At 68.5% G+C, this 25,959-nt stretch carries 36 protein-coding genes and 1 tRNA gene; all 37 read left to right on the top strand.

Features of this window, described 5'->3' with window-relative positions; all coding sequences use genetic code 11:
• Positions 1-25: 25 nt before the first annotated feature.
• Positions 26-262 (top strand): hypothetical protein, encoded by a 237-nt coding sequence (locus MFF55_RS02955; RefSeq protein ID WP_238242592.1) that lies wholly within the window; start codon positions 26-28, stop codon positions 260-262.
• A gap of 1 nt (position 263) precedes the next feature.
• Complete coding sequence (locus MFF55_RS02950; RefSeq protein ID WP_238242591.1) at positions 264-494, top strand: hypothetical protein; 231 nt, start codon at positions 264-266, stop codon at positions 492-494.
• 1 nt (position 495) lies between these two features.
• Complete coding sequence (locus tag MFF55_RS02945) at positions 496-765, top strand: hypothetical protein (protein ID WP_238242590.1); 270 nt, start codon at positions 496-498, stop codon at positions 763-765.
• Positions 766-858: 93 nt separating this feature from the next.
• Complete coding sequence (locus tag MFF55_RS26720; protein WP_283206690.1) at positions 859-993, top strand: hypothetical protein; 135 nt, start codon at positions 859-861, stop codon at positions 991-993.
• Positions 994-995: 2 nt separating this feature from the next.
• Positions 996-1,190 carry a hypothetical protein gene (locus MFF55_RS02940; RefSeq protein ID WP_238242589.1) on the top strand — a complete coding sequence of 65 codons (195 nt, stop codon included), beginning with the start codon at positions 996-998 and terminating at the stop codon, positions 1,188-1,190.
• Between the two features lie 65 nt (positions 1,191-1,255).
• Positions 1,256-1,627 (top strand): hypothetical protein, encoded by a 372-nt coding sequence (locus tag MFF55_RS02935; RefSeq protein WP_238242588.1) that lies wholly within the window; start codon positions 1,256-1,258, stop codon positions 1,625-1,627.
• Between the two features lies 1 nt (position 1,628).
• Complete coding sequence (locus MFF55_RS02930) at positions 1,629-2,036, top strand: hypothetical protein (protein WP_238242587.1); 408 nt, start codon at positions 1,629-1,631, stop codon at positions 2,034-2,036.
• On the top strand, positions 2,033-2,428 hold the full coding sequence (locus MFF55_RS02925) for a DUF2730 family protein (RefSeq protein WP_238242586.1): 396 nt from the start codon (positions 2,033-2,035) through the stop codon (positions 2,426-2,428). Before MFF55_RS02930 ends, MFF55_RS02925 begins: the two co-directional genes overlap by 4 nt.
• Entirely contained in the window at positions 2,425-2,730 is a 306-nt protein-coding gene (locus tag MFF55_RS02920) for a VpaChn25_0724 family phage protein (protein WP_238242585.1), read from the top strand. Before MFF55_RS02925 ends, MFF55_RS02920 begins: the two co-directional genes overlap by 4 nt.
• Position 2,731: 1 nt before the next feature.
• Positions 2,732-3,331, top strand: coding sequence for a DUF3486 family protein (locus tag MFF55_RS02915; protein ID WP_238242584.1), 600 nt, complete (start codon positions 2,732-2,734; stop codon positions 3,329-3,331).
• On the top strand, positions 3,321-4,898 hold the full coding sequence (locus MFF55_RS02910; RefSeq protein WP_238242583.1) for a hypothetical protein: 1,578 nt from the start codon (positions 3,321-3,323) through the stop codon (positions 4,896-4,898). The genes MFF55_RS02915 and MFF55_RS02910 overlap by 11 nt, the downstream gene beginning before the upstream one ends.
• 303 nt (positions 4,899-5,201) lie before the next feature.
• Positions 5,202-6,800, top strand: coding sequence for a DUF935 domain-containing protein (locus MFF55_RS02905; RefSeq protein ID WP_238242582.1), 1,599 nt, complete (start codon positions 5,202-5,204; stop codon positions 6,798-6,800).
• Between the two features lie 167 nt (positions 6,801-6,967).
• Entirely contained in the window at positions 6,968-7,717 is a 750-nt protein-coding gene (locus MFF55_RS02900) for a DNA-methyltransferase (RefSeq protein ID WP_306421376.1), read from the top strand.
• Between the two features lie 83 nt (positions 7,718-7,800).
• Entirely contained in the window at positions 7,801-8,229 is a 429-nt protein-coding gene (locus MFF55_RS02895; protein WP_238242580.1) for a hypothetical protein, read from the top strand.
• Between the two features lie 10 nt (positions 8,230-8,239).
• On the top strand, positions 8,240-8,830 hold the full coding sequence (locus MFF55_RS02890) for a hypothetical protein (RefSeq protein ID WP_238242579.1): 591 nt from the start codon (positions 8,240-8,242) through the stop codon (positions 8,828-8,830).
• 8 nt (positions 8,831-8,838) lie between these two features.
• Positions 8,839-10,212, top strand: coding sequence for a phage head morphogenesis protein (locus tag MFF55_RS02885; RefSeq protein WP_238242578.1), 1,374 nt, complete (start codon positions 8,839-8,841; stop codon positions 10,210-10,212).
• 353 nt (positions 10,213-10,565) lie between these two features.
• Positions 10,566-11,633 (top strand): phage protease, encoded by a 1,068-nt coding sequence (locus MFF55_RS02880; protein ID WP_238242577.1) that lies wholly within the window; start codon positions 10,566-10,568, stop codon positions 11,631-11,633.
• Positions 11,634-11,669: 36 nt separating this feature from the next.
• The gene (locus MFF55_RS02875) at positions 11,670-12,053 is read left to right on the top strand and encodes a hypothetical protein (RefSeq protein ID WP_238242576.1); all 384 of its coding nucleotides are present in this window, start codon (positions 11,670-11,672) and stop codon (positions 12,051-12,053) included.
• Between the two features lie 36 nt (positions 12,054-12,089).
• A complete protein-coding gene (locus MFF55_RS02870; protein ID WP_238242575.1) occupies positions 12,090-13,058 on the top strand; it encodes a capsid protein in 969 nt (322 codons plus the stop codon).
• A gap of 47 nt (positions 13,059-13,105) precedes the next feature.
• Entirely contained in the window at positions 13,106-13,732 is a 627-nt protein-coding gene (locus tag MFF55_RS02865) for a hypothetical protein (protein WP_238242574.1), read from the top strand.
• A gap of 14 nt (positions 13,733-13,746) precedes the next feature.
• Positions 13,747-13,823 (top strand) — tRNA-Ile (locus MFF55_RS02860).
• 155 nt (positions 13,824-13,978) lie between these two features.
• Positions 13,979-14,296: a hypothetical protein gene (locus tag MFF55_RS02855; protein WP_238242573.1), complete on the top strand. Its 318-nt coding sequence runs from the start codon at positions 13,979-13,981 to the stop codon at positions 14,294-14,296.
• Positions 14,297-14,776 carry a phage protein Gp36 family protein gene (locus tag MFF55_RS02850; protein ID WP_238242572.1) on the top strand — a complete coding sequence of 160 codons (480 nt, stop codon included), beginning with the start codon at positions 14,297-14,299 and terminating at the stop codon, positions 14,774-14,776.
• A complete protein-coding gene (locus tag MFF55_RS02845) occupies positions 14,773-15,252 on the top strand; it encodes a phage virion morphogenesis protein (protein ID WP_238242571.1) in 480 nt (159 codons plus the stop codon). The genes MFF55_RS02850 and MFF55_RS02845 overlap by 4 nt, the downstream gene beginning before the upstream one ends.
• A complete protein-coding gene (locus tag MFF55_RS02840; RefSeq protein ID WP_238242570.1) occupies positions 15,249-15,845 on the top strand; it encodes a hypothetical protein in 597 nt (198 codons plus the stop codon). Before MFF55_RS02845 ends, MFF55_RS02840 begins: the two co-directional genes overlap by 4 nt.
• Positions 15,842-16,402, top strand: coding sequence for a phage baseplate assembly protein V (locus MFF55_RS02835; RefSeq protein ID WP_238242569.1), 561 nt, complete (start codon positions 15,842-15,844; stop codon positions 16,400-16,402). Before MFF55_RS02840 ends, MFF55_RS02835 begins: the two co-directional genes overlap by 4 nt.
• Positions 16,403-16,413: 11 nt before the next feature.
• Complete coding sequence (locus MFF55_RS02830) at positions 16,414-16,722, top strand: hypothetical protein (RefSeq protein WP_238242568.1); 309 nt, start codon at positions 16,414-16,416, stop codon at positions 16,720-16,722.
• Positions 16,719-17,117 (top strand): GPW/gp25 family protein, encoded by a 399-nt coding sequence (locus MFF55_RS02825; protein WP_238242567.1) that lies wholly within the window; start codon positions 16,719-16,721, stop codon positions 17,115-17,117. Before MFF55_RS02830 ends, MFF55_RS02825 begins: the two co-directional genes overlap by 4 nt.
• Positions 17,114-18,106 (top strand): baseplate J/gp47 family protein, encoded by a 993-nt coding sequence (locus tag MFF55_RS02820; RefSeq protein ID WP_238242566.1) that lies wholly within the window; start codon positions 17,114-17,116, stop codon positions 18,104-18,106. Before MFF55_RS02825 ends, MFF55_RS02820 begins: the two co-directional genes overlap by 4 nt.
• Positions 18,099-18,851, top strand: a complete 753-nt coding sequence (locus MFF55_RS02815; protein ID WP_238242565.1) for a phage tail protein I — start codon at positions 18,099-18,101, stop codon at positions 18,849-18,851. The genes MFF55_RS02820 and MFF55_RS02815 overlap by 8 nt, the downstream gene beginning before the upstream one ends.
• Entirely contained in the window at positions 18,848-19,396 is a 549-nt protein-coding gene (locus MFF55_RS02810) for a phage tail-collar fiber domain-containing protein (protein ID WP_238242564.1), read from the top strand. Before MFF55_RS02815 ends, MFF55_RS02810 begins: the two co-directional genes overlap by 4 nt.
• 25 nt (positions 19,397-19,421) lie before the next feature.
• Positions 19,422-20,201: a hypothetical protein gene (locus tag MFF55_RS02805; RefSeq protein WP_238242563.1), complete on the top strand. Its 780-nt coding sequence runs from the start codon at positions 19,422-19,424 to the stop codon at positions 20,199-20,201.
• 52 nt (positions 20,202-20,253) lie between these two features.
• The gene (locus tag MFF55_RS02800) at positions 20,254-20,757 is read left to right on the top strand and encodes a hypothetical protein (protein WP_238242562.1); all 504 of its coding nucleotides are present in this window, start codon (positions 20,254-20,256) and stop codon (positions 20,755-20,757) included.
• A gap of 92 nt (positions 20,758-20,849) precedes the next feature.
• Positions 20,850-22,130, top strand: a complete 1,281-nt coding sequence (locus MFF55_RS02795) for a phage tail sheath family protein (RefSeq protein ID WP_238242561.1) — start codon at positions 20,850-20,852, stop codon at positions 22,128-22,130.
• Positions 22,131-22,193: 63 nt separating this feature from the next.
• Positions 22,194-22,724 (top strand): phage major tail tube protein, encoded by a 531-nt coding sequence (locus tag MFF55_RS02790; protein WP_238242560.1) that lies wholly within the window; start codon positions 22,194-22,196, stop codon positions 22,722-22,724.
• On the top strand, positions 22,721-23,221 hold the full coding sequence (locus tag MFF55_RS02785; RefSeq protein WP_238242559.1) for a hypothetical protein: 501 nt from the start codon (positions 22,721-22,723) through the stop codon (positions 23,219-23,221). Before MFF55_RS02790 ends, MFF55_RS02785 begins: the two co-directional genes overlap by 4 nt.
• A 152-nt stretch (positions 23,222-23,373) precedes the next feature.
• The coding region (locus MFF55_RS02780; RefSeq protein WP_238242558.1) for a phage tail tape measure protein at positions 23,374-25,959 on the top strand (2,586 nt) is incomplete at its 3' end.

Genomic DNA, 25,959 nt, shown 5'->3' with positions numbered 1-25,959 from the left:
CCGCTCACCACCAAGGAGCACGATCATGAACGGCACCCCCGCCAACACTGAGACCAAGCCCTGGTACCTGAGCAAGACGATCATCGGCACCGCCATCACGGGTGTGGCGATCGTCGGCGGCTTCTTCGGCGTCGATCTGGACGAGGAGACCAAGAAGCTCGTGGTGGACCAGACAGAGGCCCTGGTGGTGGCCGGCGCTGCCCTGGGCGGGACGGTGCTCACCATCTATGGCCGCTTCGCCGCGAAGAAGGCGCTTCGCTGAAGTGTCCGTCCTCGCGCTCATCAAGGCCGTCGTCCAGCTCCTCGGCCTCGTGATGAGCCGGGCTAATACCGAGCGCGAGCGCGGCCTCGGGCGAACCGAGGCGATCGCCGCCAGCCTCGAACAGACGGTGGTGACGATCCGCACGGCGCGAGAGGTCGAGGCGCAGGCCGAGGCGGCCCATCGCGCCGACGCGACGGACGGCGCCTTCGATCAGGAATTCAGGAGGGATTGAGATGGAGGAAAAGCTTCAGCCACTACGTGTCGAGATGCGAAGCGACGTGCTCAGTCTCACGGTAGGCATCTCTACGCTTCGGGAGATGATTTTAGCATCCTACGAACGAGAAAAAGTCGAGGCTGGGAAAGTCCAGATCGACGATGATTACTCGCTCGCCTGCGCGATCGTGATCGAAATGCGTCGTATGAGCGGAGACGGCAACTGCTTCGCGACGAAGATGCTTCAAGCCGCTGCGCATCGGTCCGGCGGCGTCAGCTTCCTGGGGTGAACTGAAGCCCACCTGCGTCGGCCTCCTTTCCCTCCCTTTGCGCCGATCCGACGGATGGCGCCTTCGACCAGGATTTCCGCAGGAGCGACTGAGATGTCTGAGGCCGAGTTCGAAGAACAGCTCATAGAGCTCATCAGCAAGGCTCAAGATAGCGGCCTGACCGATGACACGATCGTAGGAGCGATGGAGCTTCGCATCATGGCGTTGGAAGAAGAGGCGGAGGATTAGGGATGCTCACCTGCGTCGGCCTCCTCTTCATCTTCCAGTGCACCCCGGCCGAGGCTCCGCCCCCGGCCGCACCCTACTGCGACATCGCGCGGCCCATCCGGTGGTCGGCCCAGGACACGCGCGCCACCAAGGAACAGGCCGACCGGGAGAACCGGAAGTGGAAGCGTTTGTGTTCGGCCGGGACGACGGCCCGATGAGGCGGGGGGCGGCGCGCGCCGTAGGCCCCTTGGTCCGGTTCATCGAGAGGTTGTTCGGAGACGGCGTGCCCGGCTTCAACTTGGCCATGGGTCTTTTCGCGACGGTCTGGGCGGTGCTGATGCCGCTACGGCCCGAGACCTTCGACACAGGCCGTTTTGCCGGCATGCACTGGCTGCCGGACGCTGCCTGGATAGCCTTCTTCGCGTCGCTGGCTCTCCTACACGCGGCTGCCTTCCTGCGCCCGGCCCGATCGAACATCGTCCTCGTCGCGGACATGCTCACCGCCTGGATCTGGCTGAGCGTCGCGGCAAGCTTCCTGCGCATTGAGGTCAAGACCGGCGGGCTGGCGCCAGGGACCTTCATCTACGTCATCATGGGGTTCGCGGCTCTCTGCCACGGCGTCTACTGCGCGGGACGCCCTCGGACCGGGGGCTGACATGGAGAAGTACGCCGAGCTGCTCACCCAATTCGTTGCCGTCACCGGCCCGGCGGGTTCGCTGATCGCCGCCCTGATCGTCGGGCTGGCGCTGGCGGTCATCCTGTACGCGCGCACGAAGGGCCTGTTCCAGGGTGTGGAGGCCGGCGAGAGCAAGCAGAACTTCGTCGATCAGCTCATCGAGCAGGTCGACCGCCTGGCGGCGCGAGAGGAGCGGCTCCAGCACGAGGCGGACAAGGTCGAGCGCGAGAACGACCGTCTGAAGGACCGGCAGCGCGAGCTGCTGACCAAGATCGAGTTGATGCGCAACCAATTGCGGCGGGCCATCGATCTGTTGCGCGCCGTGAGAGAGGGCCGCCTGCCTCCGGAGGCAATCGAGGCGGCCGACACGATCGAGCTGTCGCCATGAGCGTCGAGGTCTGGCTCGCCCTGGGGGTGGGCGCATTCGTGCTCCTGATCTTTGCCGCTGCCATCCTCGTGCCGCGCACCCCACGCCCGTCGCGAACAACCGACGGCAAGATCGAGGACGTTCGGCGGCGGCTCGACGATGTGGAGCGACGGCAGAAAGAAACAGACCATGACGTCCGCGCCGTCCGGATGGTGGTCAACCATTTGGCCACCAAGGACAGCGTCACCAATGTCGGGCTGCAAGTCGCCGAGATGCGAGGCGAGGTGAAGGGCCTGGTCATCAACACGCAGGCCACCACCCGCTCCGTCGAGCGGATCGAAGACTTTTTGATGAGATCGACGGCTGAAGTGATCGCCGGCGGCACCGCGAAGGGGAACGAGGCAGGGTCATGAGCAAACCGGATTTCAGCCGCCACATGGAGGAGGATGCGCGTCTCGTCATCCTCAAGGAGCTTGCCGCGCAGACGAACTACAGTCTCAGCGACACGATCCTGCAGAAGGTGGTGGAGGCGTTCGGGCACAACCGAAGCCGTGATTGGGTCCGGACGCAGCTGCGCAAGCTTGAAGAGCTCGGCGCGGTCCGGAACGCCGAAACGGGCTCGGTGCTGATCGCCACCATCGTTCAGCCCGGCATCGATCACGTGCTGCGACGCTCCATCATCGAAGGCGTCGCGCGCCCGTCCCCGGGGGTGTGAGGTGAGCGAAGCCGCCGATCGCGCCGAGGACCGCCGGCTCGGCCGCGGCCGCCTCTCCACGATCGACCTGTTGCCCGAGGAGGCGCAGGACGATGTGGTGTGGGCGGTGGGCGAGCTGAACCGGCGCGAGCGCACGGCCGCGGACATCCTGTTCGAGCTCAACGACCGCCTGCAGGTGAAGGGCATCCCGCCGATCTCGAAATCGGCGTTCAACCGCAAGTCCATGAAGCTCGCGGCCATGTCGAACCGCCTCAACGAGGCCCGGCACATCTTCGCCGGCCTGGCCCCGCAGTTCACGGCCGAGAAGGTCGACGAGCACACCCTCGTGCTCGGCGAGTTCATCAAGCTCCTCATCTTCGAGATCGTGCAGACGGACGGCGCCGAGCTGTCCTCGAAGGGCGCTATGGAGCTGGCGCGCGCGCACCTCGCTGTCATCCAGGGGCAGAAGATCTCCAGCGAGCGGCGCGCGAAGCTTGAAGCCGACTTCAAGGCCGGTGCGGCCGAGGCGATCGACAAGGTGACGAAGGCCCGCGGTGTCTCGGCCGAGGTGACGGCCGAGCTGCGCCGCGAGCTGTTCGGAGTGCCCGCCGATGGGACGTGAGATCGGGCGCGACGCCTGGGTGGAGATCCGCCGGGCGGAAGGCCGCGCCACCTCCGACGACTGGAAAGCGACGCGGCCGCTGCTCTCCTACCAGGCTGAGATCAGCGCCACGTCGGCCGCCTACGACGTTACCTTCGTTGAGAAGAGCCGGCGTACCGGCGCGACCTTCGGTGCCGCAGCCGATGGCGTGCTGCGCTCCGGTGCGCAGCGCGCCGCCGGCGGCATGGACACCCTCTACATCGGCACCTCGGCCGACATGGCCAAGGAGTTCGTGGACGCCTCCGGCTTCTGGGCGCGCATCCTCGGCCACACGATCGAGGCGCAGGGCGAGGTCCTGTTCGACGACGGCTCCGAGAAGGGGATCAAGGCCACCCGGATCGACTTCGCCTCGGGCTTCTCGATCGTCGCCCTGCCGTCCAAGCCGCGGGTGCTCCGCGGCCGCCAAGGCTTCGTCATCATCGACGAGGGGGCGTTCGTCGATAACCTCCGCGAGATGCTGAAGGCCGCGATCGCGCTGACCATGTGGGGCGGCAAGGTCCTAGTGATCTCCACCCACAACGGCGCCTCCAACCCCTTCGCCGAGGTCATCGGCGAGATCCGGGCGGGACGCCTGCCCTATGGGCTCGTGCGCTTCGACCTGGACGATGCGCTGCGCGCCGGTCTGTACGAGCGCATCTGCCTCGTCAGTAACGGGCGCCAGGTGTGGTCGCCCGAGGCCGAGGCGGATTGGCGTGAGAACCTGATCCGGACCTACGGCGACGGCGCGGACGAGGAGCTCTACGTCATACCCAGCCAGGGCGGCGGCGTGGTGCTGCCGCGCGTCCTCGTGGAGGCGCGAGCCCGGGAGGACATCCCGGTCCTCCGCCTCGCCTATCCCGACAGCTTCAAGCTGCTCGCGGCCGAAGTCCGCGAGGTCACGGTAGCTGAGTGGTGCGGGCGCGAGCTGGCGCCGTTGCTGGCTCTGCTCGATCGACGCCTGAGCCACGCCCTGGGCGAGGATTTCGGCCGGCTCTCCGACCTGACCATTCTGTGGCCGCTGGCCATCCAGAAGGATCTGCGACGGCACACGCCCTTCGTGGTCGAGCTGGCGAACGTGCCCTTCGAGCAGCAGCGCCAGATCCTGTTCTACATCTGCGACCGTCTTCCCCGCCTCTTTGCCATCAAGCTCGATGCCGGCGGCAACGGCGCCTACCTCGCCGAGGTCGCGACCCAGCGCTACGGCGAGCACGTCGTGGAGGAGGTCAAGATCTCCGCCGGCTGGTATCTGGCCGAAGTGGCGCCCTTCAAGGCCGCGTTTGAGGACGATGCGATCACGATCCCGAAGGATGCGGACGTGGTTCGCGACCTCGCGACCCCGGTCTACCATGGCGGTATCCCAACGATCCCGAACCTCCGCCAAGCCGGCGAGGGCGGCGTGAAGCGCCATTGCGATGCCTTCGTTGCCGGCGTCATGGCCTACGCGGCGAGCCGCGCCGACATCATCGAGTATGCCTACACCCCAGCCTATGCGGACGACATCGGCGACATGTTCCTGGCCGATCAGGCTGGGGGACGGTCGCTGTGGTAGCCGAGGCCAGCCATCGCGTTCCCTGCTGTGTGCCCTTCTGCCGGCACTGGCGGCGGGGCAAGCCAGGTCAGGAATGGATCTGCTGGGAACATTTCAGGCGCGTCCCGCTCGTTCGCCGCCGAGCGTATTTCCAGGCGGTCGCCGAGCGGGTCCCGGGATGGCTCCGGCCTGAGCGTCGGACGCCGCGTTGGATGCTGCCGCGCCATCATCGGACGGCGCCCGGCGGCCGGCCGCGCTCGATCAACGCCGTGTTCCGCCTCTACGACGCGCTGAAGCGCGACGCGATCCAAAGGGCTCTGTGACATGGCGCCGACCCGCAAATCCGCGATCCTCGGTCCGGACGGGCGCGCCGTCGAGGTGCCGCTCTTCACGCAGGAGTTCGCGCCCACGATGCAGTGGGGCGTGCGCAGCATCCAGATGGATGCCGTCGCCTCCGGCCTCACGCCCGAGCGCCTGGCCGACATCATGCGCCAGGCGAACCACGGGCATGCCCGGGCCTACCTCACGCTCTCCATTGAGATGGAGGAGCGGTACATGCACTACCGCTCGCAGCTCCAGGTCCGCCGGCTCGCCTTCGACACGATCGACCCGCAGGTGACGACGCCTCAGGGGGTCAGCACGAAGATCACCGACGCGGTCACCGAGCTCGTGAACGACCCCGGCTTCCGCGCCGCCTGCTCCGACCTTCAGGATGGCGTGGCCAAGGGCTACTCGATGGTCGAGCCGATCTGGGATTACCAGCGCGGCATGATGCGACCGGTCCAGTACAAGCACCGCGACCCGCGCTTCTTCCAGTTCGATCGCGTCACCCTGGAGGATCTGCGGCTCGCCAGCGACACGAACTTCGACGGCGATCCGATCCCGCCGGGACTGTTCCTCCGGCACATGCCCTCGATCCTGACAGGCCTGCCGTTGCGGAGCGGCCTCGCGCGGCCCGTGGCTTGGTCGTTCATCGTCCAGTCCTTCACCCTTCAGGATTGGAGCGCCTTCGCGGAAATCTACGGCATCCCCTTCCGCGTCGGTAAGTACAACGCCGGCGCCAGCGACGGGGACAAACGGACGCTGCTGCACGCGGTGCGGTCGATCGCAAGCGACGCGGCCGCCATCATCCCCGCCGGGATGGAGATCGACTTCCATGCCGTCCAGGGCAGTCACGGCGAGGCCGTCTTCGGCGAGCTGCTCTCCTACCTGGATCGCCAGGTCTCCAAGGTGGTGCTCGGCCAGACCATGACGTCCGACGAGGGTTCGTCGCTGGGCCAGGCCAAGATCCACAACGAGGTCCGCATCGACATCAAGCGGGCGGACGGTCAGCAGACCGCCGGCACCGTCAATCGCGACCTGATCCCCTGGTTCGTCGCCTTCAACTTCGGCCCGCAGGACGTCTATCCGCAGGTGGACTTCCCGGTGGCCGAGCCGGAGGACATCAAGGCGATCACCGATGGCGTCGCCAAGCTCGTGCCGCTGGGCCTGCGCGTCTCCCAGCGGCAGATGCGTGAGAAGCTTGCGCTGTCCGAGCCCGAGGACGGTGAGGAGCTGCTGAAGCCCGAGGCCGTCCCGCCGACGCCACCGGCGCCCGGTAGGACGCCGCCCGATCCCACGATGCTCTCGCTACGCCCCGGCCATCCTGGAGGCTGCCACTGCGCCGGCTGCGCGGCCGTGCGGTTGGCCGCCCTCGATCCGACGCGCGACGCGATCGACGATCTCCAGGACGAGCAGCTCTCGGACTGGCAGGTGCTCACCGATCCGCTCCTGGAGGGTGTCTTCGCCCTGGCGGCCGACGCCACGAGCTTCGAGGACGTGCTCGCGCGCCTCGACACGCTGCGCACCGATAGCGGACCGCTCCGCGAGCGCTTGGCGCGGGCCAGTGCCATCGCCCGCGGGCTCGGCGATCTCGCCCGGTGAGCGCCGTGGCCCTGCGTGCCGGACCGACCATCCTCCGCCGACCCGGCGGGGGCCGGGGTGTTGGAAGCACCCCGAGCCGCGAGCGCAGACCTCGCACGACCGAAAGCGGCCGATCTCTCGGCCATCCCGCCACCGCTGCAGCGGCTCGGGCAACCTGGCGAACAAGAATGGAGACCCCGTTAAACCCGGCTTCAAGGCCGGGCGATCTTTGGAGCCTGGGAGATCACCGGCTGATCTGCGGAGATGCGACGGACGCCGCGACGGTCGCTCGCGTCTTGGCGGGTCACCGCCCCAACCTGATGGTGACGGACCCGCCCTACGGCGTGAACTACGATCCCGCATGGCGGGAGCGGATGCTGGGGAAGGCCGGCCGGGCACAAGGGCTGATCAGGAACGACGATCGGTGCGACTGGCGCGCGGCCTGGTCACTCTTTCCGGGCGACGTCGCCTATGTCTGGCATTCAACGCTCCACACGGCCGTTGTCGAAGCCAGCCTCCGCACCGCGGGGTTCCTGCCGCGCTCACAGATCATCTGGGACAAGGGCCGCCTCATCATCAGCCGCGGCCACTATCACTGGCGTCATGAGCCGTGCTGGTACGCGGTTCGGCGCGGCCGCACCGCGAACTGGCAGGGCGACCGGCGGCAGATGACGGTATGGCAGGTGCCACATCGTCGATCGGCGACGGGGCACCCTACGGAGAAGCCCGTCGAGATCATGCGGCGGCCGATCCTCAATCACACGCGTCCGGGTGACTTCGTCTACGATCCCTTCCTCGGCTCCGGGTCGACACTCCTGGCAGCGGAGGAGACCGGCCGGGCTTGCCTGGGCTTAGAGCTGACCCCTGAACATTGCGATCGGATCGTTCTTCGTTGGACAGCTTCCACCGGCGGCACCGCAAGACGTGAGGCGGCATGATGAGGGGTTTCGATCGCCGGAGCGGCGTCACTTCACGGGCGAGTAAATCTATCGGCATCGCGAGACCGCGGAGGTGGGCAAGGATGTCCGCCTGCCTGTTCGCTCTCGTGGCGCTGGCGTCAGGGTTCGCCGCCGCCGAGACGCCCCCAAGGCAGATGCCGACCTTCGGACGATCCAACTTCACCGGTGCGACGGTCGTTTACGGGCCGGACGGGTCGATCATCGATTTCACTGGTCCTCCCGCCTCCGCGGCAATCTCGGTCCAGAAGATCTCCGGCATCGGTACGACGGGCGCGCTCGTCTCCGCCCCTGACACGGCCAACCGGCGCACGGTGATGAACACCAGCGCCAGCATCACCTGCGAGCTCATGGGCAGTGCTGCAGCCTACGGAACCGGCTGGCCCTTGCCGCCCGGCGGCTTCTTTACCTTCGATGCATCCGGCCGGACCTCGGCCGCCCTGTACGTCGCCTGCGCATCCGCCGGCGGAACGGTCGCCGTGATGAGCTACTGAGGAGTTCGAGATGGCGGGGTCTGGCATAAACCTGCTCGTAGTAACCCTCTCCTCCGCCTCACTGGGTGCGGTGCTTGCTCTGGCGGGCGTGTCCAATGCGGCCGGACCTGGCGGGGAACGGCCGCTCGACCTCTCGGCCTATCCGACGAAGGCCGAGATCCAGTCTGCCATGGCGACAATGCAGGCTGCTATCCCGAAGCCGGCCACGGCCGCGCCGCCAACGGAGATGCCCGGCGGCAGCGTCGGCACCGCGGGCACCTATCGGCCGGCCGACGCGCGCCAGCCCCGCATCACCCGGAGCAAGACCGTCACGCTTGCGAGCGATGGCACGGCGACCTTCGACTGGTCAGCGCAGGGTGCGCTTGCCACGCCGGTGCAGGTTGCCCTGGCACCGGTCTATTCAGGCTCCGGCGTCCCGAGCTGCTGGCCGACGAGTGCGACCGCCACCAGCGTCTCGATCAAGTGCGTGGTCGCGATGACGCCCCAGAACCTGACCCTGTCCGCGCTCACCTTGGCGGCCACGGTCGGCGTTTCGCTCAACCCCTACACCGGGGCGCTCACGAATATGCAGGTCGGCGTGATCGTGCTGCCCGCCTCCTGAGAAGTGCCATGGCCACCCCGCAGAACAGCTTCCGCGTGCCCGCCGAGGTGCCGCGCTACTTTGCGGATCGCGGTCTCAAGCCCGGGTTTTCCTGGCTCGACATCTGGGGCGAGGAGCACGCCCACGCCTTCACCGTGGCGAAGGCCGTCGACGTCGAGCTGCTCGGCGTCCTGCGCGACAGCATCAAGCGGGCGATCGACAACGGGCAGGGCTTCGAGAACTGGCGGGCGGCCCTCAAGCCCGAACTGGAGCGGATCGGCTGGGGCAAGCCGCGCCTCGTCGTCGATCCGACCGGCGAGCGTCCGGATCGCAAGGTCGACTTCACCGCCCCGGGCCGGCTGCAGACGATCTTCTCCTCGAACATGCGTGCCGCCCAGGCCGCCGGGCAGTGGGAGCGCATCCAGCGCACCAAGGAAGCGCTGCCCTACCTGCTCTACGTGCGCACCACGTCGCTGGCCCCGCGGGACCAGCACCTGCGCTGGGCGGGTACGATCCTGCCGGCGGACGATCCCTGGTGGCGCACCCACTTCCCGCCGAACGGCTGGCGCTGCAAATGCGCCGTCCGCCAGGTCTCGCGGTTCGAGCGCGAGGACAGGCTCGGGCAGCCCGGCTTCTCCGACGAGCGCCCCGCCCTCGACGAGAAGCCCTTCCTCAACCGGCGCACGGGCGAGATCGTGCGGGTTCCGGACGGCATCGATCCGGGCTGGGCGCACAATCCCGGCCTCGCGGCCGAGCGCCGGCGCGCGGCGGCCGACGCGCTCGCCGGCCGGATCGAGGCGGCCGCGGCCGGGCCGAACCCAACCGCCGTGCGCCAGGCGCTTCGTCTTGGCGTCGAGGACCTGGTCCGCTCCGAGCCGTTCGAGCGCCACCATGCCGAGGCCCTGAACCTCGGCGCGCGCCGCGACGAGGCCGCGGCCACCGCTAAGGCAGCCGGCCAATCCAAGCCTGCCCAGGATGCGGCCGCCGCGAAGGCGGCGCCCTGGACGCACGTGAACCTGCCGATCGCCGTGCTGCCGCGCCGGCTCGACGCGTTGCGGGGCATCGGCCTGGAGCGCGCGCCGGTCACCATCACGGCCAGCGATGCCGCGATCGCGCACAGCCACGCGGCGCATTCGTCCGTGCCGGAGGACTGGGTCAAGCTGCAGGCTGTCCTGGATCAGGGCGAGATCCACACGTCACGAACGGACCCGACGCGGATCTGGGCGTTCGCGAAGGTGTCGGGCGAGGAGTGGAGCGCGGTGCTGACGCGCGTCCGAGGCGCCTGGCGGACCCTGACGCTGTTCCGGCCGGCCCGGAAGAGCTACCGCGCGAACCAGCGCGCCCGGGAGGGCCGCAGCGTCATGCTGAATGAGGGGGAGAACGATGCGGACGAAGGGCCGTAACCCCCTCCCACGCCCCGCTTGCACGGGGATGGCCGAACGGCCGCCCGAAGGCGAATTTTGCGTCCGCATGATCCACATACCACGGCCGGCCCGCGCGCTCAAACGGGGCTTCGCGAAAACGGCCCGCTGAAGGGCCTCCTGTTCCGAGACGCCCGTCTGCCCCCAAAATCTCTTGAAGATGAAATTGAAGCACCTGGGGCGATCCTGGAGGGGTTCCCGCGGCCGGGCAAAGCGGTAACGTCTGGACGACGAGCGCCGTGCGCCTCGGGCTGCCCCAATCAGCCGCCTGCCGGCTTACCGAGCTGAAAGCTTTCAGCAGGGTTCCGGCGTGGTCCCGCCGCCAGTGTGCGGCCGTGACCCAGCGCCCTGCCCCCTCATCGCTCGAACTGCCAGCCTTCGGCATCATCGCCGGCGAGGTGACGCTTGCGGCGACCGGCGGAGAGGCGCGGGCGCCCGAGTGGATCAGGGTGACGCCGCGGGGCAAGTTTGCGACCCGGGACGGGCGCAGCTACGGCTTCGATCCCGAGGTGCTGGCGGCGCGGTTCGTCTCGGACGCCGTCGACGTCGCCGTGGATACGAACCACGGCCTCGCCCTGCGGGCGACGCGCGGCGAGGACGTCGAGCCGATCGGCTACGCGGCCGAGCTGCAGGCGCGGCCGGACGGCACCTGGGCGCGGGTGAACTGGCTCGATCCGGCCACGGCCGCCGGCGTCGTGCGCAAGCACCGCTACGTCTCTCCGACCTTCTTTCCCGACGCGAGCGGCCAGGCCGTCTGGCTCCACTCGATCTCGCTTGTCGCAACCCCCGCCCTGTCGATGCCGGCGCTCCTGCATGCGCTCGGCGGCACCTTGGAGCCCAGCATGAAAGAGATCGCCAAGGCCCTCGGCCTGCCCGAGGACGCCACCGAGGCCGCCTGCCTTGCCGCCATCGGCGCGCGCGCCGAGGTGAAGCCGCTCGCCGCGGCGCTGGGCCTGCCGGAGACGGCCGACGCCGCCGCCTGCCTCGCGGCGATCGGCGGGCTGAAGGATGGTGGCGGCTCGCTGGTCACGCAGCTGCAGGGGCAGCTGGCAACGACGTCGGCACAGCTGAACGCCCTGACCAAGGCGGCGCGCGACAAGGAGGTCACGGATCTCCTTGAGGGCGCCTTGAAGGAGCGCCGGATCGTCCCGGCTCAGCGCGAAAGCCTCGTCACTCTGTGTGCCAGCGACGAGGGCCTGGCCGGGGTGAAGGCGATGCTCGCCGCCACCGCGCCGAACCTCCAGGGCTCCGGGCTCGACGGACACCAGCCCGGCACCGGCGGCGAGGTCGACCCCGTCACGCTGGCCGCCAAGGCCACGAAGATCCAGGCCGAGCACGCCTCCGCCGGCAACCCCATCGGCTACGCCGAGGCCGTGCAGCTCGCCGCCGACGCCAAGGCCTGAGGCCTCAAGCGCACCCCGCCATCGGAGATCCAGGTCATGCAGGACGGTTTCTACAAGTCGCACGCGATCACCGCCGATATCGCCGGCTTTCTGCTCGCGGCCTTTGCGGACCCGTCCAACGGCGACCGCGTCGCCCTGATGACCGGGCCGGGCCAGCCGGTCGCCGGTGTCACCGACAGCGTCGGCGGCACGGCCGCTCACGGGCTCGTCGACCTTCAGCTCACCCAAGTCGCCGACCTGCGCTTCGGCGGCGTCGTGGCCGCCGGCGACCCCATCACGGCCGACGCCTTTGGCCGGGGCGTCAAGGCCGTGAAGCCCGCCGCCGGCTCCGTCGTGTGGTGCATCGGGACCGCGCGCGGCCCGGGGCTCGCCGACGACATCGGCAAGGTCCTGATCTCGCCCTTCGCGATCTACGGCTGATCGCTCCCCTCCCGCAGCTCCTGAAGGTCCGCACTCATGGCTCCTCGTCCCTTCGTCACCAACCCGGTGATGACCGCCATCGCCATCGGGTATTCGAACCCGGCCAACACCCTCATCGCGGACCGTGTGATGCCCCGCATCCCGGTCCCGGCCGAGGAGTACAAGTGGACCGAGTATCCGATCGCCGAGATGTTCACGGTGCCACGCACCCTCGTCTCGCGCCGCGGCCGGGTCGAGCGGGTCGAGTTCAGCGGCATCGAGCGGGCGGGCCGTACCCGCGATTACGGCCTGGAGGACGGCATCCCGATCTCCGACATCAACGCGGCCGCCAACATGCGGGCGCGCAACCTCGGCAACTATGATCCGGAGAACCGCGCGGCCGAGGGCCTGACCAACCTGATCCTGCTCGATCGCGAAGTCCGCGTTGCCGCCAAGGTCCAGGACCCGGCCAACTACAGCCCGACGCGGCGCCTGGTACTCTCGGGCGCGGATCAGTTCTCCAACGGCGCCAGCGATATCATCGGCGTGTTGAAGGCCGCCTTCCAGAGCACCCTGATCTACCGGCCGAACTTCATGTCGATGGGGCGCGACGTCTGGACCGGGATCTCGTCCCACCCGCAGCTCGTGAACGCCATTCGTGGCAACGTCACAAGCAAGGGCATCATCAAGCCCGAGGAGTTCGTGGATCTCTTCCGCGGCGAGGGCCTGCGCGAGCTCGCGATCGGCGAGAGCTTCGTGAACGTGGCCCGGCCGGGTCAGGCGGCCAATCTCAGCCGCGTCTGGGGCAAGTCGATCCAGCTGCACTTCCGCGACCAGAACCTGCGCCCGGAACAGGGCGGCATCACCTGGGGCTTCACCGCCCAGCTCGGCACCCGGATCGCCGGCTCGTGGGAGGACCGCGACGTCGGCCTGGAGGGCGGCAAGGTCGTTCGCGTCGGCGAGAAGGTCGAGGAGCAGATCGTCGCCAAAGACGTCGGCTTCCTCATTCAGAACGCCGTCGCGTAGCCCTGCGAGGGTTTCGCGCGGCCCATCCACCACGGAGGGACGTCATCATGGCCGACATCACCCAGGCCGGCTCGACCGGTCGCAAGCCTCGTGGCGCGGGCGGCAACGCGCCGGCCGGTGGCGAGGGCACCGGCGGCACTGCGCCTGTCGCCGGCGCTGGCACCGAGGCGGCGCCTGCGAGCGTCGAGAAGGCGTCCACCGTTCCGGTCGCCGTCGCCGGCACCGCTGAACAGGCCGCCCAGGCCGCGAGCGAGCCAGTCGTGATCGGGGCGGGGCCAGTCCCGGAGATCCCCGGCGGTCCCGGCGTTGGCGCGGCTCGGACGGCTCGACCCGTCGACGGGGTCGAGACGCGGCCGCTGACCGATGCCGCCGCCGAAGGCCTCGGTCTGCGACCGGCTGGCGCGAACGACCCGCTGACGGCGCGCGAGCGCGACGAGCTCTACAGCCTGCGGCGTGCTCGCGACGGTGCCGGCTTCGTGGTCGACGCCGCCGAAGTGCCCGGCCAGCGCCTCGCTCGCGCGATGACGGCCATCCGGCGGGACGGCGTGCTCTACGCGCCGGACGGCGACAACCGCTGGGTTCCGGTCGATTTCCGCGCCTACACCGAACTCGTCGGCATCGGCGCGATCTCCGACACCCCCTGGAATGAGCTCGACGACGCCTCGGACGACTGAGGGGCGCGCGGCTCCGCGGGGTAGCTCAGCGCGGTAGAGCTTCGGGCTCATAACCCGGTGGTCGCCGGTTCGACCCCGGCCCCCGCACCCACGAATGCCCCGATGAGGGGCGCCGGTACAGGGACGCGGTCCCCGAGGCCGGCACCCGCGGTGCGGTGCTGTTGCATCGCGGGCAGCAGGGGGCAGCCCCCCCGCCGGCGGGACGATGTGCCCGCCGGCTTCCTCCCATTCTCGCCGGAGTTTGACATGGACGCCCGCGTTGAACCCGTCGCCGTCTACGTCTTGGGCCTGATCGCCGAGGAGGCCGGAGAGGTGTCTCAGGCCGCCGGCCAAGCCCTGCGCTTCGGTCTGGATACGCCGGCGGACCAGGTGCTGAGTGCGCGGCAGCGCCTGACGAAGGAACTGGGCGACATGTTCGCGGCGACCCACTACGCCGCGATGCTTGGGCTGATCAGCATCGACGAGGTCCATCGCATTGGTCATGCGAAGCTGGGAAAGCTTCTCGACCAAAGCCAGAAAGACAATCTCGGTCGCCCGCTGGCGCCCCTTCCAGAGGGGTCCTAGATGGCCGAGCGCCGCGCGCCCTTCGTCACTCTCGCCGAGATCCAGGCGCGCCACCCGCGCGAGCTGGCCGTGCTGGCGGCCGACGAGACCACGCGTCAGGTCGATCCCGTCCGCGTCGAGGCCGCCTGCGCCGACGTCTCGTCCGAGATCCGTGCCATCCTGGCGGCCCGCTACACCGGCGAGGACCTGGATCGGCTCGATGCGGAGAGCCGGAGCGTCCTGCGGCTCTACGCCATCGACATGGCGCTCTACCGCGTGGCGCTTTCCTTTGGACGGCAGACCGAGGCGATCCAGGTCCGCTATGCCACCGCTGTGAAGCGGCTTGAAGGCATTGCCGCCGGGCGAGGCGCCCTGAACTTCGAGGGCGGCAGCGCATCCGCGCCCGCCGGCGAGCCGACCACGAGCGGATCGCCCAACGAGGTCGTGATCGACGCGCCCGAGCGCCTGTTCACCCGCCGCCGGTTCGGGGGCGCCGGATGAGCGGCGTCTCCCTCACCCTCGACGTCCGCGACCTCGCCGCGGCCAACGCTCTGATCGGCCGCTTCGCCGAGCTCGACGAGGGCGCGCTCCTCACGACGATCGGCGGCATCGGCGAGATGCAGACCCGTCGCCGGATCGAGAGCGAGAAGACGTCGCCGGACGGCGCGCCCTGGCCGGCCAACCGGGAGGGCACCTCGATCCTGCTGCGCACCGGCGAGCACCTGCGCGACAGCATCGCGTTCGAGGTCGGCGCGAGCCAGGTGACCTGGGGCTCGTCGTGGGAATACGCGCACGTCCACCAGGACGGCGCGGTCATCACCGCCAAGGGCAAGTCCCTGTCCTTCGTCAGCGGCGGCCGCCGGCGCTTTGCCAAGCGTGTCACGATCCCGGCCCGGCCCTTCGTGGGCCTCTCGACCGCCAACGGCCGCGAGATCGAGGACGTCGTCACCGACTGGCTCGGGAGGCTGGCGCAGTGACCACGCTTGCCGACCTCCTCACCACGTCCCGCGCCTTCGAATACCGAACGGCGGTGGTCGACGCGCTGAAGGCCGCCTTCTCCGAGATCGAGGTCAAGGCGCTGCCCGCGCGCCTCGACATCGCGGATCTCGACCGCAAGGACATGTTCAGCCCGCCGTCGTTCGGCGTGGCGATCGCGCGCATCCGGCCGGCCGAAGATCGCATGAGCGGCCTGCGGGACGTGCCGGTCGAGATCGTCGTCTACGTCGTGGTCGAGGATCGGCTCGTCGGCGATCCGCCGCGGCTCGCCTACCGGGACGAGCTCGGCCTCGCCCTCTGCGATGCCGTCCTCGCCCTCGTCGAGACACCGGCCGCGCGCTGGGGCCTGCCCGAGATCGGCATGCCCGAGGATGCCGAGGCCCGCCCGATCCTCAACGTCATGACCGAGGACCGAGGAACGGCCTACTTTGCCGTGACCTGGTGGCAGATCCTGTACGCGCAGGGTCAGCCCTTCATGGACATGGAGAGCCCCGTCCCTCTCGACGCGATGGGGCGGGCGATCCTGCCCGGCGATCCGGATTGGGTGCCGCCGGCGGCGGGAGGCAATCCATGAGCTACATCGGCTCGGAACTGCGCCGCCTGCGCAAGGAGAACGTCCGGCTCAACCGCAAGCTGGCGCTGCAGCGCATCGGCGGGCCCGTGGCAGAGCGGGACGAGAAGACGCGCAAGGTCCGGATCGAGCTCGGCGAGGACCCGGAGACCGGCGAGAAGATCCTCGGCCCCTGGACCCGCGTGCAGTCGAACTCGGCCGGCGCCTTCAAGACCTTCGTCCTGCCCTCGATCGGCGAGCAGATGTACCTGGAGAGCGCTTCCGGCGTGGTCGGCGCCGACAGCGTCGCGGTGTTCGGCACCTTCAACGACACAAACAAACATCCCGAGCAGGGGGCCGATGAGGCCGTGCTGTTCGAGAACGGCAGCGTCCGGATGTCTGTGACCAAGGACAAGGTGGTCCTGAAGCACGGCAGCCAGGGCTTCGAGCTCACCGGCGACGGGCTGCAGATGCTCGGTGTTTTCAAGGCGAAGGGCGGCTCGCGCCCCGCTCACTACAAGGGCGGCAAGGATAGCGGCGGGGACCTCGCCGTCGATGGCAACGATCAGCTTCTCGTCTGATGGAGATCTCCATGGCCGACACCGCCGAATACGAACTCACGGAGCGGGCCGGACCCCGCGTGGCCGGCCGCGTCGTGGTCAAGGGGCAGACGCTGACCCTCACCGCAGCCGAGGCCGAGCACGGCTTGCGTGAGGGCACCATCGTTCCGAAGGGCAAGACGCTGCCGAAGGTGTTCACCTTGGGCTCGAAGCGGCTCGACCGCATGCGGGAGGAGGCCGTCGCGCTGCGCACCCGCGCCGCGCTCCTCGCGAGCGAGGTCGAGGAGGCGCATGCGAGCCCAGGTGAGCCGGCCGGTGCCGAGGCCGAGACCGCCCCATGATCCGCTACCGCTCCGGCATCGACCGTCGAACGGGAAAGGCTCTTCGGGGCTTCGACCACGTCCGGCAATCGGTCGAGGTCATCCTCCGGACCCTGCTGACCGAGCGCCTGATGCTGCTCGACTTCGGCTTCCCGGGCGTGCGCCACATCGGCCGGAACCTGACCGCACCCGTGGTGCTCGCGATCTATCGCGACGCCCGCAAGGCGATCCGCCGGTGGGAGCCGGAATACGACATCCGGCGCTTTCAGCTCGTGCGCGCCGATCGCACGGGGCTCCTCGCGCTGGGCACCACCGGGATCTACTATCCGGAAGGCCGCCTCAACAACTTCAAGATCGCCGAGCGTGTTACCGCGACGTTCGCCCTGAACGATGCAGAGACGGCGGGGCCGGCATGACCCGCTTCACCGATATCGACCTTGCCCGCCTGCCGGCACTTCCGCTCGGAACCGACACCTTCGCGGCGATCAAGCTTGCACGGATCGCGGAGCTCGAGGAGCGCTTGGCGCGCTATGGGTTCGCCTTCGACGTCGGGATGCTCGAGACGGACCCGATCGTGGTGGCCAATGCCGAGGCCGGCGGCGTGCGCGAGCTGCTTGCGCTCACGCGTCGGGACGATGCGATCCGGGCGGTGCTTCTCGCCACGAGTTGGGGAGCGTTCCTGGACGGCCTCGGGGCGACGCAGGTTCCGGCCGTGGCGCGTCTGCCTCTGGTGGCTGAGCCGCGTGACTTCGCGACCAGCCCCGAGGACTGGGAGCTCGACGACGACTTCCGACGCCGCATCCAGCTCGCCCCCGAGACCCTGTCGGCCGCCGGCCCGGAGGGCGCCTACCTCGCCTTCACGCTCGCCACGCCGGGCGTGAAGTCCGCCTCGGTGTACGGGCCGATGAGCTTCGGGGGGACGCGGGCGACCCCTTTCACGCCGCTCGGCGAGGTTCACGTGGTCATCGTCGCGGTCGAGGGTGACGGAACGGCGTCGCCCCAGCTCGTTGCGGCCGTCCAGGCCGAGCTGCGGCAGGAGGACCGCTACCCGATCGCGGACTTCATCCGCGTCTTTGCCGCCGAGATCGTCACCTATGAAATCTCGGCGTTGCTGAAGGTCGGCCCCGGCGCCGACAGTAGCGTTGTCCGGGACGAGGCCCAGGCCCGGCTCGAAGCCCAGGCGAGGCGCCAACACCGGCCTGGCGCCGCCCAGCTGCTGCAGATGCTCTACGGCGCCGCCTACGTCGCCGACGCGACGGGCGCGATCGTCGTCGAGGAGGTCGAGCTCGCGCCAGGTGCCGTGGACGTCAACGCGGCGCCGATCACGCCGGCGACGCCGGCGGCGGCCTACCGGGCACCCTACTGCTCGATGGTCACCGTGACGACGGAGATCGGCGATGAGTGAACTCGTCTATCCCGACCGCGATTTCGTCCTGCCGGGTGACGCGACGCCGCTTGAGTTGGCGATCGCCGACACGGAGGGCCGCCTCGACGATATCGACATGGACGAGATCCGGCGGGTCCGCTCCGTCGCGGACGCGCCGGCCGTCTACCTGAAGCACCAGGCTTGGGAACGATCGGTCGACGTCTGGGACCCGCTCTGGCCTGAGGACATCAAGCGCGCGGTGATCGAGGCTGCGCCGATCGTGCACTCCTACAAGGGCACGCGCTACGCCGTCCGGATTGCCCTCGCCGCCCTGAAGGCGGATACCGTCATCACGGAATGGTGGGAGGAGAGCCCGCGCGGGGTCCCCTACACGTTCGCCGTCAAGGCCTACGCCCGAGCCAGGCTCTACGAGGGGCCGGTCCTCGACGATCGTCTGATCCGGGTGATGTTCACCTCGATCATGCGGGCGAAGCCCGCCAGCCGCGCCTTTGGGTTCACGGTCGGCGCGACCTTCCCACGCTCGCTCGGTCTCGCTCCCGTGGCGGCCGGCAAGGTCGCCTCCCGTCGAGCCCTGCATCCCAGTCTGGATGCGAAGTCCGGGCGTACACTCGGCCTTGCGCCGATCGCGCTCGGCACGGTCACACCGCGCGTCGCCCTGCATCCCACGCTCGACGCCCGCTCCGGCCGGACGCTTGGTCTGACCAGCGTCGCGCTCGGCCGGACGCGGGTGCGCGCTCCCATCCTGTTGAGGTCTGCCCCATGAGCGCGCCGCTGATCCCTGTTCTCACCAATGTCGGACTGGCGGCGATCGCCAACGCGGAGGGCACCGGCCTGCAGGCCGTGATCGACCAGGTCGCGATCGGTCGCGGCGCGCTCGTCGGCGGCGTCTACAAAGGCTACGCGCCCGCCCGGACGGCGACGGCGCTGACCGGCGAGATGGCGCGCGTGCCGATCCTGTCGGGCGCGCGGCGCGACCCGGCCGGCTTTACGGTCCTCTCGCTCCTGCCGGCGAGCTCGCCCGGCGAGTACCCGATCAACGAGGTCGGCTTCTTCCTGAGCAACGGTACGCTGCTGGCGCTGTGGTCCGATCCGGCCTTCCCGCTGGCCTACAAGACGACGCTCGCCGACGTGGAGCTGGGCTTCGACCTCTTGCTGGAGGCGATCCCGACCTCGGCGCTCGCGATCACGGTGCTGAACCCGGACGTGCCGGACACCGCCGGGGCGCTCGCCGAGGGCGTCGCCATGATGGCCCGCCTGCTCATCGGCCAGATCAAGATCATCGACCGCCTCAACGCGGCCAAGCTCTAACTCTTACCGCGAAGGTTTTGCGCCCATGACCACCGTCGTCGAAGCCCTGCAGGATGCCACCCATGAGCTGCACGAGGCGGCCGCGCTGTACCAGGCCCGCGCTGACCAGGTCGCCGCTGATCGCGTCGCCACCATCGCTGGCGCGCAAACGATCATCAACAATTATGTGAACCGGGCGCCCTACCAGGAGTGCTTTTGCGACTTCAACAACGGCATCGACGCCGCCGGGCGCGGATCTCTGGCTGCTCCCTTTAAGACCGTTGATTATGCGCTCCTGCAGCGCGATCGCTCCGTCGTCAACGTCATCAACATGCTGACCGACGACACAATTAAGGTGGGTCATACAAGCTTCGCATCGCTGATCATTCGTGGCGTCTCGCCGGCACCGGGGCCACTTGGGCTCAGCTTCAGCTTTGCGCTTCGCAAGCTCTCGTTCTTCGGTGAGGCATCGAACTCGCCGACGCCCGGTTTGGGGCGCCGAGTAGCTGGCATTGACATGTATGGGGGCAGCCTCGGCTTCGGGTTTATCAATTTGCATTTGCCGACGACCCCCGCCGGCCTCGATTACGGCTACATGCTGAACTTCAATGGCGGGTCGTTCAATATGTCCGACTCTAGCCTCACGGTGGAGACGGCCGGCACGGCGGCTGTCCTGATCTCATCGGGCGGCGGCCAGCGCATCACGGCGTCGTTCCAAAATACGACGATCGGACCGAACGCGCCGGGCAAGATCTTCCGCGGCGTCGCCGCGGGACAGGATCCGCGGACGAACTTCACTTACGAAACAAACCTCGCGTCCGCTTGAGGCCGTCTAGGCTGAGCAAAGCCGCATCGCCTTGCTTTGTTGGGAGAATAGAATGACCAGTGAACCCTTGTTCAATATCGACCATGACGGTCAGGGCTACCGCAATATGAGCCTTGATGCCCTCGCCGCAGCTGGTGTGCCCGACGTACTGGTGCTGGACCAGGTCAAAGATCATCTCAAGGCCGGCGTCGACGCCAAGGCCGAGACCCTGCGCAACCTAATCATGACGCCCGGCTCCGGACAGGTCATGGAGTATCAGGAGGTCCAGGCGCAGGCCGTGGCCGCGCTGAAGGCGCCGTCCACAGCGACGGAAGCGAAGTATCCCATGCTGGCGGCGTCGATCGGCATCGACATCGATCCTTCGACGGGCGAGCCTGCGACCGACGTCCTCGGCGTGGCTCGCTCGATCAGTGCGGCTTACAGTCTCTGGCAGCAGGCGGGCTCGGCCATCCGTGGCGTCCGTCTCGCGGGCAAGAAGGCGATCGACGAGGCCACAACGGCAGAAGAGGCCGCCGAGGCCTACGGCGCGATCACCTGGCCGCCCATCGCGGGGTGAATTGCGGCCCTGAATAGCTTCAGGGCAGCAGAGATAAGGCGCCAATTCTAGGCTGGCCCGCACTGATCTCGCGGTCAAGCTAAGGAGCGCCTATGCCCGCCACCACGCCACATGTCGGCGTTCGCACGTTCCTGAACCGGACCGACAAGCAGCCCTTCATCATCGCGGATCTGGCCACGATCGGCGGATGCTTCACGGCAACCGGCGTGGACCGGGCTCTGTTTCCGCCGGATACGCCGGTGCATTTCACGACCGACGATGCGGACATGGTGGCGGGCGCCGGCGCCTCGGGCACGCTGCGCCAGACGCTGGACGCCATCGCCTCGGAGGGGGTGATCGCCTCCTTGGTGGCGGTAGTGCCAGACTTCACGGGCGCCGGCACCTTCGAGCAGCAGATGGCGCGCATCGTCGGCTCGCCTTCGCAGAGGACGGGCCTCTACGCCCTGCTCTCGGCCCAGGGTGAGACCGGGGTCGAGCCGGACAATCTCATCGCGCCGGGGTTCACCTCGCAGCGTCTGGGCAACGCCGCGAACCCGGCCGCCACGGCCCTGGATGCGATCTGCGAGCGCCTGCCGACCGCGCTAGCCTTCTGCGACACGCCGTCGAGCTCGAAGGAAGCGGCGGTCGAGTGGGCGGCCGACTTCTCGGAGACGCTCAACGTCGTCGCCATCGGGCAGGCCATCCGGGTGAGCGTCGAGGGCGTGCCGATCGTGCGCCCGGCCTCGCCGCACGCGGCGGCGCTGATGGTGAAAACCGACAAGGATCACGGCGCGCCGTACTACAATCCCGGCAACCAGGCCTTCAAAGGTATCCTGGGGCCAGACCGGGCGGTCGGCTTCTCGATTTCCGATCCGGATTGCGAGGCGAACTACCTGATCCAGCGCGGCGTCAACTCGATCGTCCAGATCGAGAAGAACCGCACCTCGCGCGCCTCGAACTCGCCGCAGGGCAAGACCTTCTGGGGGTTCTTCACCACCTCCAACGATCCGCTCTGGCGCGCGATCAACGTCATCCGGACCCGCAAGGCGGTGCGGGAGGTCATCCCGCGTACCCTCGTCAAGTACATCGGCAAGAACCTCGGCGCCCACGTCGCCGTGACGCTGCTGCAGGCGCTCGAAGACTTCATCTCCGAGCTCAAGAGCCTGCCCGAGCCTGCAATCCTTGGCGGACGCGTGGCTTGGGACCGTTCGCTCAACTCGAACGCGACGCTGCGCACCGGTGGGTTCGTCGTCACCCTCGACTTCGAGGAGGCGCCGCCGATCACGGACATCCAGGTCTACACCGGCCGCTATGAAGCGGCCTTCAACATCCTCGCCGACGAGATCCAGACGGCGATGAGCCAGTACGGCGTCGCGGGGCGGCTCGCCGCCTGAGGTCAGCAATCGGACACGGCGCAGCGTCCTCGGCGGCGCGCGCATAGCTTGGAGCGTTGAGCGATGGACAACGTCGTCAGAGGCGGAAACTGGTACTTCGACACGCTCAACACCTGGCGCGTGCTCGATGAGGTCGAGCTGCCGGAGGTCAAGCACGCCGAGGATGCCTTCACGCCCGGCGGCCACATGATTGCGACGAAGTGGCAGGAGGAGATCGAGGCCCTGGAGGCCAAGATCAAGACGAAGACGGCGGACCCGCAGATCCAGGGGCTCGTCGGCCGACTGCCGGGCGATTACGTCACCGCGACCTGGTACGAGAACCTTCTCTCGTTTCGCACCGGTGAGAACCGCGGCCGCGTCATCGTCATGAAGGGCCTCGTCACCGGCTCGAAGCAGGCGACGGTCAAGGGCCACAAGGCGGCCGGGCGCGACTACACCTTCGGGAACATTGTCTTCTACAACGACGTGGTCGACGGCAACTCGATCCACAAGTTCGATGTCTTTGCAGGCCCAGGTTCGACGCTGATCAACGGCAGGAACCCCTACGCCGGCATGGCGACGAACCTCGCGATCGCCGGCGGGATCGTGCTGTGAGCGGACCGGCGAACCATCGTCCGACGAGGCCCCTTAGCGAGTACCCCACAGCCGAGCTGCCTCCCCCGCCGCCTGAAGGGGCACTGGGTGAGGCCGCCTCGGCGACCCTTCCGACCGCCGCGGAGCCCCCACCGCCGGCCGAGGTGGCGATCCTTCGGTTCCTCGACCCGGGCTCGATCTCCAAGGAAGTGCCGATCCGGTACGCGTTCGAGTGGGAGGGACGCGAGGTTCGGAGCATCCAGGTCCGGCGACTGGCAGTCGCCGAGGTCGGCGCAGTTATTGCCGCCATGCCCGAGGGCATGCCCTACGACCTCTACCTTTTCCTCGCCGCCATGACGGGCCTTCCCGCCCCTGTGCTTCGCGGTCTCATCGATGACGACGGTGCGGAGTTGCTGGCAGCCGCCCGCCCTTTCTTGCCCCGCATCGTGGAGGAGATGTTCTACAGCCCGAGTTCCGCGCCTGGCGCGAGTACGCCGTCGCTGCGGCCCGAGGGCTGAACGAGCCCTACTCCTGCGTTCTCGCGATGCCCTGGGACGAGATGCTCCTCGCACATGCCGCGGCACAAGAGGTGGAAGCGGATAGTGGGCCGGCCGCGATCATGGCCTCGGCCCTCGCTGATCTCATCGCCGGCCTTTTGGAGGGTTGATCTGTGGCCAACCTGGACGTCGCGCTCCGGCTTAGGCTCATCAACGGCATCAAGCCCGGGGCGCAGGAGGCCAAGCGCGATCTCGATGCGCTCGGGGCTTCCGCGAAATCACTGAACAACGTCCGTGCTGGTTCGATCATCAGCCGTGACCTCGGGGTAATGGCGGCCGCAGGCGCGCGGGCAGGTACCGTCACGGCGCGACTGGGCGCCGAGCTGCGAGGCGTTGCGGTTGCCGGCGCGCGGGCCGGCAACGACCTTAAACGGCTGGGATCAGAACGGGCTGGGCTTGCCGGCCTCGACGCCGTTGCCCGCGCCCTCGGCCGAGATCTGGATCAGGCCGCGGCGGCAGGCCGGCGCCTGGGCACTGCGACTGACCGCCTGAACGATAGACGCGTAGCCGCATCGAGCGCCGCCATGCGCCGGCTTGCGTCCGACACAGAACGCGCGGTCGCGGCGACCTCCCGTCTAGCGAGGGAACAGGGCCGCCTTCGCACTGGGCGCCTCGGGGCTCCGGATGCGGAGGGCAGTCGCCGCCCGCCGACACGCCCAAGCGCACCGAAGGGAGCGGGCGGAGATCTTCGGCAGGACAAGGCCGAGGCTCTGGCTGCCGCGGGGCTGACCCGGTACGGCCCCGCCGGCGCCGCGGCCGGCGGCGTCTATGGGGCCGGGAAATCCTACGTCGAGTTCGCCGACGTCGAGCGCCGCATGACGCGGGTCGGCCTCACCGCCGAGGCGTCGCGCGAGGAGATGCGGGCGGTCACGCGAGAGGCCCAGGACCTCGCCATCAAGTACGGTCTGGCCTTTGACAAGATCGCGGACGGCTACGAGGCACTGGCGGCGCAGGGCCGGAAGATGCCCGAGATCCGCGCCTTCATGCCCTCCGTAGCCGCGACGGCCCAAGCGTCAGGCGCAGAAGTGGCCGACATCGCCAACACGGCCGGCGCGATCGGTGAGCAGATGGGGATCGCAGCCCCACGCATGCAGGCTGCGTTCGACATCCTTGTGGCAGGCGGCAAAGCCGGCAAGTTCGAGCTGAAGGACATGGCTCGCTACCTGCCCTCGCTGGCGCCGCTCGCGGCGTCGGTTGGCCTGAAGGGTGAGGAAGGCTTGCGCCGGCTCGTGGCGATCGCGCAGGTAGTCCGTAACCAGACCGGTACAGCCGAGGAAGCGGCCGCCTCGCTCAACAACATCTTCGCGAAGATGGAGAGCAAGGAGACGGCCAAAAACTTTAAAGAGATGGGTGTCGATCTTGAAGAGGGGATGAAAAAGGCTCGCGAGGAGGGGCGTGACCTGATCACCGTCTTCGCCGAGCTCGCCGACAAGGCCGTTGGCGGTGACCTGTCTAAGCTCCCGAAGCTCATCGGCGACATGGAATTCGCCCGCGGCGTCCGTGCGCTGCTGTCTCAGAAGGGGGCTGTCGACAAGTTCGTTGAGAGCTTCCGCAAGGTCGACGGCACGACGATGGAGGATCTGGGTCGGGTGCTCGACGACAGCCGAGCCAAGATCGACCGGATGTCAGGCTCCTGGCAGCGGTTCACGACCCAGCTTGGCGAGACGCTGTCCCCTCTCGTGACGCCGATGCTGGAGAGCATCACGGGTGCCCTGAAGGATCTCGACGACGCAACCGAAAGGGCCAAGGCCGCTGGCGCACCGCGCGAGGGACGCATGCTGTCCGACGCTGGGCAGGCAAAGGTGAACCGCCTGTTCAACACGGCCTATTACGGCGTCGATACGCCCGAGAGCCAGCTGGTGGCGCGCGCGGAGAGCGGAAAACACCGTCGGGAGGCCGAGGAGCGCAAGGCAGAGATCGTCAAGCAGATCGCGCTGCAAGAGGCTGAGGTCCGGAAGATGGAGGCAATCCAGCCCGGCCCCTTCGGCGCCTCGTCCAAGCACCGCGAGCTTATCGAGGGCACCAAGGCCAGGATCGAGGGTCTGCGCGCCCAGCTCCAGGCTGTGGATCAGGCGGCCGCCGACATCGATGCCGCTTTGCAGGCCTTCAAGGTCGCGAAGGCCGGGCGAGCTCGCTTTGAGAGCCTCAGGATCAGGGACGACGGCGACGGTCTGGATGAGCGGCCGAAAGGAGACGGGACGGGCCCGAGCGGCTTCCTCCCTGGGTTCACGCCCAGTGGCATCCCAGTGGCGCCTGATCGCCTTCCGAAGCCGGGACCGGATCGGTTCAGCCTCGACGGAGGCTCCGGCGCGCGCCCGGGCATGGAGAAGGCGATGACCGCTCTAGCGGAACGCCTGCGGGCAGAGCGCACCCCGATCGTCATCCCGCCGAGTGCGGGCAAGAGCTTCGGTGTTTCGGGTCCTGTCGCGCCAACGGGCGCTCCGCAGCTCCCGGCATCCGGCGGACCTGGTGCTTTTCCTTTGGCCGCCGATCTGGCGAAGGCGAAGTTCGATCCGCAGCCGATGATCATCGGCATGCAGCAGGTCCAGGAGGAGGCCAAGCGCCTCCGCACCGGCCTGTCGCAGGACCTTTCCGAGCCGGCACGACAGAGCATGGCGACCTACGTCACGGCCCTGTCGGCCGGGACGGCTGCAGCCACGGCAACGGTCACAGCAGCAGTGGCGCAGATGAAATCCGCC

This window comes from Methylobacterium iners (assembly GCF_022179305.1).
Lineage (GTDB): Bacteria > Pseudomonadota > Alphaproteobacteria > Rhizobiales > Beijerinckiaceae > Methylobacterium > Methylobacterium iners.
Note: the sequence above shows the minus strand (reverse complement) of the source record. Positions and strands in the feature narration are given on the sequence as shown.

Excerpts from the sequence above, each read along its gene's own strand:
- MFF55_RS02930 (WP_238242587.1), top strand. The coding sequence starts at position 1,629 with ATGGAGAAGTACGCCGAGCTGCTCACCCAATTCGTTGCCGTCACCGGC.
- MFF55_RS02940 (WP_238242589.1), top strand. The coding sequence starts at position 996 with ATGCTCACCTGCGTCGGCCTCCTCTTCATCTTCCAGTGCACCCCGGCC.
- MFF55_RS02900 (WP_306421376.1), top strand. The coding sequence starts at position 6,968 with ATGGAGACCCCGTTAAACCCGGCTTCAAGGCCGGGCGATCTTTGGAGC.
- MFF55_RS02955 (WP_238242592.1), top strand. The coding sequence starts at position 26 with ATGAACGGCACCCCCGCCAACACTGAGACCAAGCCCTGGTACCTGAGC.
- MFF55_RS02945 (WP_238242590.1), top strand. The coding sequence starts at position 496 with ATGGAGGAAAAGCTTCAGCCACTACGTGTCGAGATGCGAAGCGACGTG.
- MFF55_RS02850 (WP_238242572.1), top strand. The coding sequence starts at position 14,297 with ATGGCCGAGCGCCGCGCGCCCTTCGTCACTCTCGCCGAGATCCAGGCG.
- MFF55_RS02810 (WP_238242564.1), top strand. The coding sequence starts at position 18,848 with ATGAGCGCGCCGCTGATCCCTGTTCTCACCAATGTCGGACTGGCGGCG.
- MFF55_RS02910 (WP_238242583.1), top strand. The coding sequence starts at position 3,321 with ATGGGACGTGAGATCGGGCGCGACGCCTGGGTGGAGATCCGCCGGGCG.
- MFF55_RS02890 (WP_238242579.1), top strand. The coding sequence starts at position 8,240 with ATGGCGGGGTCTGGCATAAACCTGCTCGTAGTAACCCTCTCCTCCGCC.
- MFF55_RS02905 (WP_238242582.1), top strand. The coding sequence starts at position 5,202 with ATGGCGCCGACCCGCAAATCCGCGATCCTCGGTCCGGACGGGCGCGCC.
- MFF55_RS02800 (WP_238242562.1), top strand. The coding sequence starts at position 20,254 with ATGACCAGTGAACCCTTGTTCAATATCGACCATGACGGTCAGGGCTAC.
- MFF55_RS02815 (WP_238242565.1), top strand. The coding sequence starts at position 18,099 with ATGAGTGAACTCGTCTATCCCGACCGCGATTTCGTCCTGCCGGGTGAC.
- MFF55_RS02835 (WP_238242569.1), top strand. The coding sequence starts at position 15,842 with ATGAGCTACATCGGCTCGGAACTGCGCCGCCTGCGCAAGGAGAACGTC.
- MFF55_RS02820 (WP_238242566.1), top strand. The coding sequence starts at position 17,114 with ATGACCCGCTTCACCGATATCGACCTTGCCCGCCTGCCGGCACTTCCG.
- MFF55_RS26720 (WP_283206690.1), top strand. The coding sequence starts at position 859 with ATGTCTGAGGCCGAGTTCGAAGAACAGCTCATAGAGCTCATCAGCAAG.
- MFF55_RS02895 (WP_238242580.1), top strand. The coding sequence starts at position 7,801 with ATGTCCGCCTGCCTGTTCGCTCTCGTGGCGCTGGCGTCAGGGTTCGCC.
- MFF55_RS02790 (WP_238242560.1), top strand. The coding sequence starts at position 22,194 with ATGGACAACGTCGTCAGAGGCGGAAACTGGTACTTCGACACGCTCAAC.
- MFF55_RS02855 (WP_238242573.1), top strand. The coding sequence starts at position 13,979 with ATGGACGCCCGCGTTGAACCCGTCGCCGTCTACGTCTTGGGCCTGATC.
- MFF55_RS02885 (WP_238242578.1), top strand. The coding sequence starts at position 8,839 with ATGGCCACCCCGCAGAACAGCTTCCGCGTGCCCGCCGAGGTGCCGCGC.
- MFF55_RS02825 (WP_238242567.1), top strand. The coding sequence starts at position 16,719 with ATGATCCGCTACCGCTCCGGCATCGACCGTCGAACGGGAAAGGCTCTT.
- MFF55_RS02920 (WP_238242585.1), top strand. The coding sequence starts at position 2,425 with ATGAGCAAACCGGATTTCAGCCGCCACATGGAGGAGGATGCGCGTCTC.
- MFF55_RS02925 (WP_238242586.1), top strand. The coding sequence starts at position 2,033 with ATGAGCGTCGAGGTCTGGCTCGCCCTGGGGGTGGGCGCATTCGTGCTC.
- MFF55_RS02805 (WP_238242563.1), top strand. The coding sequence starts at position 19,422 with ATGACCACCGTCGTCGAAGCCCTGCAGGATGCCACCCATGAGCTGCAC.
- MFF55_RS02870 (WP_238242575.1), top strand. The coding sequence starts at position 12,090 with ATGGCTCCTCGTCCCTTCGTCACCAACCCGGTGATGACCGCCATCGCC.
- MFF55_RS02865 (WP_238242574.1), top strand. The coding sequence starts at position 13,106 with ATGGCCGACATCACCCAGGCCGGCTCGACCGGTCGCAAGCCTCGTGGC.
- MFF55_RS02830 (WP_238242568.1), top strand. The coding sequence starts at position 16,414 with ATGGCCGACACCGCCGAATACGAACTCACGGAGCGGGCCGGACCCCGC.
- MFF55_RS02845 (WP_238242571.1), top strand. The coding sequence starts at position 14,773 with ATGAGCGGCGTCTCCCTCACCCTCGACGTCCGCGACCTCGCCGCGGCC.
- MFF55_RS02875 (WP_238242576.1), top strand. The coding sequence starts at position 11,670 with ATGCAGGACGGTTTCTACAAGTCGCACGCGATCACCGCCGATATCGCC.
- MFF55_RS02795 (WP_238242561.1), top strand. The coding sequence starts at position 20,850 with ATGCCCGCCACCACGCCACATGTCGGCGTTCGCACGTTCCTGAACCGG.